13 protein-coding genes and 1 rRNA gene are annotated in these 9,681 nt (G+C 41.6%); all 14 read right to left on the reverse strand.

Annotation, left to right across the window (positions count from 1 at the left end; genetic code table 11):
- Positions 1-2 precede the first annotated feature (2 nt).
- Positions 3-881 carry a 16S rRNA (cytidine(1402)-2'-O)-methyltransferase gene (rsmI, locus tag BSI_RS00605; protein ID WP_003242152.1) on the reverse strand — a complete coding sequence of 293 codons (879 nt, stop codon included), beginning with the start codon at positions 879-881 and terminating at the stop codon, positions 3-5.
- Complete coding sequence (locus tag BSI_RS00600; RefSeq protein ID WP_003242154.1) at positions 856-1,155, reverse strand: GIY-YIG nuclease family protein; 300 nt, start codon at positions 1,153-1,155, stop codon at positions 856-858. The genes rsmI and BSI_RS00600 overlap by 26 nt, the downstream gene beginning before the upstream one ends.
- The gene (locus BSI_RS00595; RefSeq protein WP_003242156.1) at positions 1,142-1,885 is read right to left on the reverse strand and encodes a tRNA1(Val) (adenine(37)-N6)-methyltransferase; all 744 of its coding nucleotides are present in this window, start codon (positions 1,883-1,885) and stop codon (positions 1,142-1,144) included. Before BSI_RS00595 ends, BSI_RS00600 begins: the two co-directional genes overlap by 14 nt.
- Positions 1,886-1,943: 58 nt before the next feature.
- Entirely contained in the window at positions 1,944-2,303 is a 360-nt protein-coding gene (yabA, locus tag BSI_RS00590; protein WP_003218308.1) for a DNA replication initiation control protein YabA, read from the reverse strand.
- 14 nt (positions 2,304-2,317) lie between these two features.
- Positions 2,318-3,145 (reverse strand): competence/sporulation regulator complex protein RicT, encoded by an 828-nt coding sequence (ricT, locus tag BSI_RS00585; RefSeq protein WP_003242158.1) that lies wholly within the window; start codon positions 3,143-3,145, stop codon positions 2,318-2,320.
- Positions 3,146-3,147: 2 nt separating this feature from the next.
- Complete coding sequence (holB, locus tag BSI_RS00580) at positions 3,148-4,137, reverse strand: DNA polymerase III subunit delta' (protein ID WP_003242160.1); 990 nt, start codon at positions 4,135-4,137, stop codon at positions 3,148-3,150.
- 11 nt (positions 4,138-4,148) lie between these two features.
- On the reverse strand, positions 4,149-4,589 hold the full coding sequence (locus BSI_RS00575) for a YaaR family protein (protein WP_003242162.1): 441 nt from the start codon (positions 4,587-4,589) through the stop codon (positions 4,149-4,151).
- Between the two features lie 12 nt (positions 4,590-4,601).
- A complete protein-coding gene (gene darA, locus BSI_RS00570) occupies positions 4,602-4,931 on the reverse strand; it encodes a cyclic di-AMP receptor DarA (RefSeq protein ID WP_003218295.1) in 330 nt (109 codons plus the stop codon).
- Between the two features lie 74 nt (positions 4,932-5,005).
- Positions 5,006-5,644 carry a dTMP kinase gene (tmk, locus tag BSI_RS00565; RefSeq protein WP_003242164.1) on the reverse strand — a complete coding sequence of 213 codons (639 nt, stop codon included), beginning with the start codon at positions 5,642-5,644 and terminating at the stop codon, positions 5,006-5,008.
- Positions 5,641-7,083, reverse strand: coding sequence for an aminotransferase class I/II-fold pyridoxal phosphate-dependent enzyme (locus BSI_RS00560; RefSeq protein WP_003242166.1), 1,443 nt, complete (start codon positions 7,081-7,083; stop codon positions 5,641-5,643). Before BSI_RS00560 ends, tmk begins: the two co-directional genes overlap by 4 nt.
- An 81-nt stretch (positions 7,084-7,164) precedes the next feature.
- On the reverse strand, positions 7,165-8,322 hold the full coding sequence (locus tag BSI_RS00555; protein ID WP_003242168.1) for a toxic anion resistance protein: 1,158 nt from the start codon (positions 8,320-8,322) through the stop codon (positions 7,165-7,167).
- 18 nt (positions 8,323-8,340) lie between these two features.
- Positions 8,341-8,955: a 5-bromo-4-chloroindolyl phosphate hydrolysis family protein gene (locus BSI_RS00550; protein WP_003242171.1), complete on the reverse strand. Its 615-nt coding sequence runs from the start codon at positions 8,953-8,955 to the stop codon at positions 8,341-8,343.
- Between the two features lie 132 nt (positions 8,956-9,087).
- Entirely contained in the window at positions 9,088-9,282 is a 195-nt protein-coding gene (csfB, locus tag BSI_RS0121775) for an anti-sigma-G factor (RefSeq protein WP_032732378.1), read from the reverse strand.
- A 178-nt stretch (positions 9,283-9,460) separates the two neighbouring features.
- Positions 9,461-9,576 (reverse strand): 5S ribosomal RNA (rrf, locus tag BSI_RS00545).
- Positions 9,577-9,681 lie beyond the last annotated feature (105 nt).

Raw genomic sequence — 9,681 nt, forward strand, 5'->3', positions numbered from 1 at the left:
TTTTATTGCTGAATATGGTAAGCATCGTACACTTCACGCTTTGGAACATTGCGATCGACTGCTGCTTTTTTAATAGCTTCTTTAGAAGTAGCGCCTTTCGAGATGTAATGCTCGACATGTTCTTTCGCGGTGAGGGTTTCCCACCATTGTGCTTCCTCATCTGATTCCTCTGCTTTACTTCCTTCTACGACAAGACAAAACTCACCACGTATCTGGTCCTCGTTTGCCCATTCGATGACTTCGGATATCGAGCCTCTGATAAACTCTTCATATTTCTTAGTGAGTTCACGCGTTACAGCAATTTCCCGATCTCCTAATATCTCTGCCATCGCTGACAAGGTTTCCTTCAATCGGTGAGGCGCTTCATAAAAGATAATTGTTTCTCTCCGTTTTTTAAGAGCTTCAAGTTCCTTCTTCTTTTCTTTTTTCTGCCTGTTAAGAAAACCGTAAAAGAAGAAAGGCTGTGGTACAATTCCTGAAGCGATTAGGGCTGTTAATGCAGCATTTGCTCCCGGTAGCGGAACGACATAACCGCCTAACTCCGTGAAATCCTTCACGATTTCCGCTCCAGGATCAGAAATCGTCGGCAGCCCGGCGTCACTGACAAGGGCAATGTTTTTTCCCGATTTCAGCCATTCAATGATTTTGTGGCCGCTGCTCTCCTTATTATGTTCGTGATAACTAACAAGCGGTGTTTCAATTTCGTATACATGACAAAGCTTTTTTGTTTGTCTCGTATCTTCCGCAGCAATTGCATCCACTGATTTCAGCGTGTCGATCGCCCGGAATGTCATATCCTCTAAATTTCCGATTGGGGTTGGGACCAAATATAGAATCCCCATGTCCGACTTTCCATTAAAGCTCATTTGGCGCCTTAACATATACAGCCTCCTTGCTGTTCCGCTTTTCTTCTATATAAAGCTCTTTTTTCTTTCGAGTCAGTTTTTTGAAATAATATTCCGCCTGCATGGCTTCCCGTTTCGTTGTGAAAGCTTCGGCAAAAATCAATTCAACCGGACGTCTTACTTTTGTATACTTTGCGCCCTTACCATCATTATGTGTTTTTACTCGTTTCTGCAGATCGTTGGTATACCCGGCATACCAGCTATTGTCCTTACATTTCACGACGTAGAAGAAATGGTTATTTGTCTCCATATAAAATGGTCCTGATTTCTTTTGTATATTCATTTTGTTCGTCATAAACGAACAAAGGGGGAAGAATTTTTAAATCCGGACGTCCGCCCTTTATGCCTTCAACCAAGATAGTATTGGCTTCTTTCCCTTGTTTCGGGTAGACAAATTGCACACGCTTCGGTTCGATTTGATAAGCCTTCATCAGTTCAAAAATCTCCAAAAGCCGTCCCGGCCGGTGAACAAGGGCTGCCTTTCCTCCTTGCTTGAGCAGCTTGCTGCTGACTGAAATGACATCCTCCAGTGTGCAGTGAATTTCATGTCTGGCGATTCTGAGATGCTCATTCATATTTTGCTCAGTTTGCTTCGGCGTTTTAAAATACGGCGGATTGCAGGTGACAACATCATATAGATTATGTCCCAGCTTTTCCGGCATGTTTTTCAGATCATCATGTATGATCTGAATCTGATCCCGCAGCTTATTATACTCCACACTGCGAACAGCCATATCATGAAGTCTTTCTTGAATTTCAACTCCAAGAATGTCTGCTTTTGATCTTGTGCTGAGCAGCAGCGGCACAATGCCATTGCCGGTGCACAAATCAACGATTTTTCCTTTTTGAATCGGAACATACGCAAATTTGGACAGAAGCACAGCGTCCAATGAAAAAGCAAACACTGTTGGACTTTGTATGATTTTCATGTCCTCTGCGAGCAAATAATCTAATCTTTCATCATCACGTAATGAAACCATCTTCTTATCCTTTCAGTACCTTTGAAAAAGGCTCCCGTCTTATGCGGAAGCCTTTTCCTTATTTTTTATTTAAGAATGACAGACAGAAAAGACAATCTTCTTTTCGAACGCTTCCATAGTGGACATTGCAGATATGAAATCCTTCTTGATACAGACGTGCCAGATTATCATACCCTTCCCCTATATCAGTTTGCTCTGTCTTCTGTGTTTTTGATTCTTTTTTATCAGCTTTGAACTTTTCAATCTGCTGCGTCGTATCGTCCAGCCGTTTGCGCAAATGCTTGTTTTCAAGCTGTAAATGATGATTTTCTTCAATCATCTCACCGATATGCTGCTTCAAATCCCCCAGCTGCCGGTACAGTGAGCCAATTTGTTCTTCTAAGTTAATGACTGTATCAAATAACTCTTTTTTATCCAAGGTTCCACACCTCGTTAATCTGTGGTTTGTGCGGATACGACGCCCTCTTCCAAGAGCTCTTCCCAAGTATATTCTATCACTTTTTCACGGTTTATCAGTTCCACCTGAAGCACCCGTTCCAGAATATTTAGTCCAACGACCTTCGCGGGGCCGTTTGCTGTCGTAATCATTTCTCCAATATCCGGAAGCTGCTCTTTTGCTGTCTCATACTCATCGTTCTCATATTTTAGACAGCACATCAAACGTCCGCAAAGACCTGAAATCTTCGTAGGATTTAAAGACAAGTTCTGATCCTTGGCCATTTTAATGGAAACGGGTTCAAAATCTCCAAGAAACGTTGAACAGCAAAGCATTCTTCCGCAAGGACCGATTCCTCCGAGCATTTTCGCCTCATCCCTTACTCCAATTTGGCGCAGCTCAATTCTTGTTTTAAAGATAGAAGCCAAATCCTTTACAAGCTCTCTAAAGTCTACTCGGCCGTCAGCAGTGAAGTAAAAAATAACTTTATTGCGGTCAAACGTAAATTCGACATCGACCAGCTTCATATCCAAGCCATGTTCAGCCACTTTCTTTTGGCAGATGTCAAATGCTGATAAAGCTTCCTGTTTATTTTCTTCTACGATGAGAAGATCGCGTTCGTCAGCCACACGTATCACTTTTCGAAGGGGCAGCACGACATCATGCTCATCCACCTGTTTATTCGCAATCACGACCTGGCCGTACTCAACGCCTCTGACAGTTTCTACAATTACGCAGCTGTCATGTTCTATATGAAATCCATTTGGATCAAAATAATATATTTTACCCGCTTTCTTAAAGCGGACTCCAATTACATTGTACAAGCTTATCCCTCCTGCAACATTAACACCAAGTGCTCCATTAATCCTTGTACATTCACATTGGAATGAAGCCGTTTCTTTGCTTCTAAAACAGCAAGAATTTGATTCGTAACGCTTTGTTGTGTTGATTGTAGCGCATGCTGTTTTATTGATTGGAATAAGTCTTGATAAATCAATTTATCTTCATTTCCTATTTGGATGGACAACACATCACGATATATCAATAAGAGCATATCAAGACCCATTTCTTGATGGGTTTTTTCTTTGAAAAAGGGCATCCATTGATCTTGAATAAAGAAAAAAGCATGTCCTTTCCGCTGGTGTAGGACTTCATACAATTTTATCACTTTCGCTCTAGACTCTGCAAACTCATCATTTCGACTTAATTCGACTGCTTCCGCTACATTGTTGGTCATGTTGGCCAGAAGCCTTGCCATATGAGGCGAAACGTCCTGTTCGATTAATCTGTCTTCAATTGCTTTAGGCTGCAAAGGCTGAAAAGGAAGGGTTTGGCATCTTGAAATGATGGTATCCAATAACCTTTGGGGCTGCTCAGTGATGAGGATGGCCATTGTGTCTTTATTCGGTTCTTCTAAAAATTTCAGCAGGCTGTTCGCTGCATTTGCTGTCATTTGATCTGCGTGCGAAATAATATACAGCTTTTTATGCGATTCAAGCCCCGTCTTAGAAAACTCTTCTTGCAGCGCTTGAATTTGCGCCTTTTTGATCGACAAACCATCAGGCTGAACAAGATGGAGATCAGGGTGGTTCCCTGACTCTATCCGTTTACAGTTTCGGCAGCTCTCACAAGGCACCGCGCCGTCCTCCAGGCAAAAAAAGCTTTTCGCAAGAAGCATCGCAGCATCAAGCTTTCCTGTTCCTTTTTTCCCCTCAAACAAATAAGCGTGTGATAATCTGTCCTTCTCAATACTATTATATAAAAGCTTCATCACTCTGGGCTGAAGCTCGGTCATTTCCTTCCAGGATATTGCCATTGTATCACTCTCTATGTGTAAAGGTTAATCAATAAACCTTTTATTTCGCCAATACGCTCCAGCAAATCAATTGCCGGTTTTTCCTGATCCATCATTTCTTCCGTAAGCTGTATCAATTTGTCATCTATTTCTTTCACAAGTCCCAGCGTTCTGCTGTTTCCGTACAGGTCAAAGCTTTTCGATGTTTCATGTGACAGACCGCTGTCTACAGCCTCTTTGACAAAACGTTTCACAAGTCCTTTAAATCTCGCTAAGTCTTTAAAATTCCGGGATTTCGTCAGTCTTTTTCCAAACGCTTCTATATCCGATAACAGCCTGGTGAGCTGATCAAATTTCAATTTGCTGCTTTGGTTTTCCATTGATGTTTTAAACGACGCTGTGATCTCAGATGTTTTCACAGAAGGAAGCTGCTTATTATCTATAAATGTACGTATATCTTTATTAATTTTCACAGTTTCAAATCCTTAAAATTGATGAAATTCATCGACTGGAAGGACAAATACTGTCGCTCCGCCAACTTCAACTTCGACTGGATAAGGGACATATGAATCAGCATTTCCGCCCATTGGAGATACAGGGGCAATCATCTGATCACGTTTCTGTCCGTTTTCTTTAATGAGACTCAATGCTTTATCGACGCGTATATCCTCGACACCAATCATAAACGTTGTATTGCCTGATTTAAGAAATCCTCCCGTCGTCGCAAGCTTTGTGACTCTAAAGTTGTGATCCGTTAAGGTTTTCAAAAGTCTGTTGCTGTCCTGATCCTGTACAACTGCCACTATCAATTTCATCTGTGAAGGCCTCCTTTAGATTGGAAACAACAATGATCTCGTTTACATTATTATATCAACTATTGGGAAACAGGTCACAATTGAATTTTTTTCAACGCTTCATTGATAACCTTTAGAACGTCCTGAACGACGAGATCTTTGGATTGGCTGGCATCAATTGAGTGAAATCTTTTCGGGAATCGCTTCATCAGCTCTTGATAACCTTCCTGTACCTTTGTATGGAAGCTTAATTTTTCTAAATCGAGCCTGTTTTTCTCCCGCGAGCCGTTTGCGTGAATACGTTGCAGGCCTACTTCCGGATCAATTGAAAAATAAACCGTTACATGGGGCATCATATCTCCGATGGCAAACTGATTAATTGACAGAACCTCATCAATACCAAGGCCTCTTGCGTATCCTTGGTATGCGAGCGAACTGTCTATGAATCTGTCACAAAGAACCACATGCCCCTGTTCCAATGCTGGTTTTACTTTTTCAACTAAATGCTGGCGTCTTGCAGCTGCATATAAGAGAGCTTCTGTTTTCGGGTCCATTAATGTGTTGTTCTCATTCAGAATAACCTCTCGAATTTGTTCTGCTATGTCTATGCCGCCCGGCTCTCGAGTTGCTGTAACCTGAAGGCCTTCTGCTGTCAGTATGTTTTTGATTTCCTGCAGAACAGTCGTTTTTCCCGCACCTTCAGGACCTTCGAATGTAATAAATAAACCGCTCATGATTTCTCCTCTTCTATATAAACAAGTAGTTGTTTCTCTTTGATTTTCATATTCCCTTGAACATGCGTTTTCATGCTGATCAAGCGGCTGAGCTTTTGCACACTTTCTTTCGTCATTCTTTCTCCCGCCATGATCATCGGGATACCTGGAGGATAAGGGATGATATCATCTGCATTCAGCCGGCCTGCTGCTTCATCAAAGTCCACATATTCTTTCTTGAACGTTTGTAAGACCTTTTTTTGATATGGCAAGACAGTAACAGGCTGCGCTCCCCATTCTGCAGAAACAAACATCTGATCCGGAGGCATTTTTTCAATCTCTTCATCAATGCTTTTAATCGTTTCAACGTTTATTCTGCGCTTTCCTCCCAATGGAAGAACGAGCAGTACTTGATTTTCATCAGCAAGCTCAGTGAATATGTTGACACGCTCTAATATGTTTTGCAGCGTATATCCAGAATGGCCCCGTTTTGAACGAATCGTGAGCTTCAACGGATCCGTTATTATCCGTGGGTCGGCCGGTTTGACAGCTTCTGCATTTGTAAGTGAATCAAACGTTTGTTTAAGTGATTGTATTCGCTGCAGAATGTCAGAAAGCTTTTGTTCTTCTATAATATGCTCCACATAAGCACGGGCAATGTCTAATGAAGCCATGATCGGATAAGACGGGCTGCTGCTTTGTAATCGGGTTAAATACTCTGCCACCCGATCCCGATCAATTCTGCAGCTGCTGTTGAGGTGCAAATAAGAACCCATCGTCATGGCAGGCAGCGTTTTATGAGCCGACTGAACAACAATATCTGCCCCCATTTTTAAAGCTGAGACTGGAAAAGGCTCCCCTAAAACAAAATGTGCGCCATGCGCTTCATCCACCAAAACAGGAATCCCGTAACGATGGGCCTCTGAAATGATTTCGGTCAAATCAGCACTATGCCCGTAATATGTCGGATTGGTCAGCACCAAGCCTTTCGCATCTGGATATGCTGCCAAGGCTTCTTTTATTGTATCAAGCGGAACATGCGTAGGCACATGCAACGCTGCATCAATGTCAGGTGCGAGATAAACCGGCTCAGCACCAGCCAAATCAACAGCATGAAATACAGATTTATGACAGTTTCTTTGAACCAAAATTGTATCGCCCGGTTCACAAACTGATAAAATCATTGCTAAGTTCCCGACAGTCGTACCATTCACCAGAAAAAAACTTTCCGCTGATCCATATAATTGACTGACAAGCTCTTGAGCTTCCTTAATCACCCCAGTAGGATGATGGAGATCGTCCAATCCTGCCAGTTCAGTTACATCAATGGTGAGAAGCGGATTGAATATCGACTTAGCGTCATCAAAAAAGACATCTCCATTGTGATGTCCCGGAACATGAAATGAATGAGAATTTCTTCTCGCATGCTGAATCAATGCTTTATATAAAGGTGTGTTCATTAAAACAATCCTTTGAATGTGTCTTCTTATACTTTATTATATCGTGCCTCTCACAGAACTTAAAGCTAGACTTACTGGTAACTATCTTTCCTTTATTGTAAGCAGCTTTTGCTTCAGATCGCCTTCCATCATCATGAGCTCTTCTTCTGCCTGACGGCGTTTGATTCGTCCTTCTTCTTGTATCGTCAGCGTTTCTTCAAGCGTGCTGATTAAGCTTTCCTGCACCTTTTTTAAAGTATCGATATCAACAAGGCCTCGTTCATTCGCCCGCACAGTTTCAATTGTATTGGTTTTCAACAGATCAGCGTTTTTCAGTAAAAGCTCGTTGGTTGTATCAGCTACTTTTTGCTGTGCATCTACTGCATTGCGCTGCCTTAAAAGCGTCAGCGCAATCGCTACTTGGTTTTTCCAAAGCGGAATCGCTGTCACAATGGATGACTGGATTTTTTCAGCTAACGCTTGGTTTGTATTCTGAATCAGCCTGATTTGCGGAGCGCTTTGGATTGTAATTTGCCTGCTCAGAAGCAAATCGTGCACCCTTTTATCTAACCGGTCAGCAAATTGAATCAAATCGTTTACTTCTTGAACGGCCATTTGGTTGTGCTCACTTGATTCGGCCTGTTGCTTCAGTTCAGGAATCGTTTTTGTTCTTAATTCCTCCAGCTTCAGTTCCCCTGCAGCAATATAAACATTCAGCGCGGTGAAATACTCTTTGTTTTTCTCATATAACTGCTCTAACAGCTTATTGTCACTGATTAAAGCATTTTTAGAATGCTCCAGCTTCAAGCTGATTCTGTCTATCTGTACACTTGTCTTTTGATATTTAGACAGCACCTCCTGAAGAGAATTCGATACTCTTCCAAACATGCGCGCCAAAAAACCCTTTTTCTTGGACTGAAGATCATCAGGATTTACCTGCTCCAGCTTTTTCATCAGCTCTCCAAGAATTTCGCCAATCTCTCCGACATCCTTCTTTTGAACATGATCAATCATGGTATGAGAAAAATTCAGCAGCTTAGACTGAGCTTGAGAGCCGTATAAAACAATGCTCTGCATGTTTTTATGATCGATCTGTCCAGCGAGCTGAATTGCCTTTTCCTTGTTTTCCTCAGGAAGAACATCAACAAGACGTACTTGCTGTGTCTCTGCTTTTACAGCCTCTGCCTTGGGTATCTCTATATCGCCAAAAGGGTCTGCCAATAATTCATCTATATGAAGGTCGCTTTGATCTCGGTTCATCGCTCTTACCCTCTTCCATTATTTCTTTAATGAATGCTTTGCTGCATCTAATTCAAATTGCAGGTCATCAATTTCATCACCCATTACTTGAGTTAAATCCTCCTCTACACGCTTTGTCAACTCAGCAAGTGTGATACGCGCCTCACTCAACGACATCGACAGTTCTTTGCTTTTTTTTGGATGAGATGATAGAAAGGCATACTTCTCTGTCAATTCAACAACCGAATCGAGAGTTTGATAAAAAAAGCGCTCGGCCTGATAAAACCGTTTTGGCTTTTTTTTGGTGAGAATATAAATCCTTCTGACAAGTCTCAGCATTTCTGCATTTTGTTTAAACGTTTGTATGCTCTTTGCCTGAAACAAAGCTTTCCGGAGGCGTATGATTTTCAGCCTTGCTTCCTCGAGATTTTTCTTAATGTAAGCATATTCTCTTCCTGTCAGCGCATGCTTTTTAAGAAACAACCGTCTGGTGTTCCAAATGCCAGCTGTATATACGACCACTCCTGAAGCGAGCCCATAAACAAAAGATAAAAAAAGCGACTGATTTAAACCGAAAAAGCTCAATATCCCTATGAAAACAAAAGTCGCACTGCTTGTTAAACTCCATATCAAAAAGTGAAGAAATCTCTGCATGAGATAATCGACTCCTGTGTATATACTCAGTTTTAATATTATTATCTACTACGTTCAATCCCTAAACAAGTTTCATCTTCTTTTTATTAACTCATTCCTTATGAAAGAATACAAAAAAAGACCTTTTCAGGTCTAAGAATATAATGGCGGTGTATGAATGCTCTTTAGTTTTTTTACGTAAAAGGCATAGTCAGGATCGGAAGTTGATGTAGAAATTACTTTTCTCTCACAATCTAAGCATATAAATTTCGTATAAAGATGAATGCCTCTACTCTTCTCTTGATCACAAATCACACATGTATGATTAGGTTTAACTGTTTCGTCCATCGTCCCCACCTCCGTACAATTAGCCTTCCCTTAAACCGGATATTGTATACACTATTTAGATCTTTTCGAAACTTGGAATCAGTATATGGACTATATAAGCTGTCGGTGTTTGTATTTGTTTGATTTTATCGATCTTGAATACACAAAAAACCCAGCTCAATGAGCTGGGTTTTACCTTGCTTGGCGGCGTCCTACTCTCACAGGGGGAAACCCCCGACTACCATCGGCGCTGAAGAGCTTAACTTCCGTGTTCGGTATGGGAACGGGTGTGACCTCTTCGCTATCGCCACCAAACAAATGCCTTCAGGATGAAGGTACTGGGCGTTTCTCACAGGATGTGAGAGCCCTTAGCGGAGTTTCTTTGCTTTTCCGCCTTTTAGAGAGTGTTCTCTCAAAACT

It is taken from the genome of Bacillus inaquosorum KCTC 13429 (assembly GCF_000332645.1).
Lineage (GTDB): Bacteria > Bacillota > Bacilli > Bacillales > Bacillaceae > Bacillus > Bacillus inaquosorum.

Bases quoted from the DNA above. Each gene is read 5' to 3' on its own strand.
- BSI_RS00550 (WP_003242171.1), bottom strand. From the start codon at position 8,955: ATGCAGAGATTTCTTCACTTTTTGATATGGAGTTTAACAAGCAGTGCG.
- BSI_RS00600 (WP_003242154.1), bottom strand. From the start codon at position 1,155: ATGGAGACAAATAACCATTTCTTCTACGTCGTGAAATGTAAGGACAAT.
- darA (WP_003218295.1), bottom strand. From the start codon at position 4,931: ATGAAATTGATAGTGGCAGTTGTACAGGATCAGGACAGCAACAGACTT.
- holB (WP_003242160.1), bottom strand. From the start codon at position 4,137: ATGGCAATATCCTGGAAGGAAATGACCGAGCTTCAGCCCAGAGTGATG.
- BSI_RS00555 (WP_003242168.1), bottom strand. From the start codon at position 8,322: ATGAACCGAGATCAAAGCGACCTTCATATAGATGAATTATTGGCAGAC.
- csfB (WP_032732378.1), bottom strand. From the start codon at position 9,282: ATGGACGAAACAGTTAAACCTAATCATACATGTGTGATTTGTGATCAA.
- BSI_RS00560 (WP_003242166.1), bottom strand. From the start codon at position 7,083: ATGAACACACCTTTATATAAAGCATTGATTCAGCATGCGAGAAGAAAT.
- rsmI (WP_003242152.1), bottom strand. From the start codon at position 881: ATGTTAAGGCGCCAAATGAGCTTTAATGGAAAGTCGGACATGGGGATT.
- tmk (WP_003242164.1), bottom strand. From the start codon at position 5,644: ATGAGCGGTTTATTTATTACATTCGAAGGTCCTGAAGGTGCGGGAAAA.
- BSI_RS00595 (WP_003242156.1), bottom strand. From the start codon at position 1,885: ATGGTTTCATTACGTGATGATGAAAGATTAGATTATTTGCTCGCAGAG.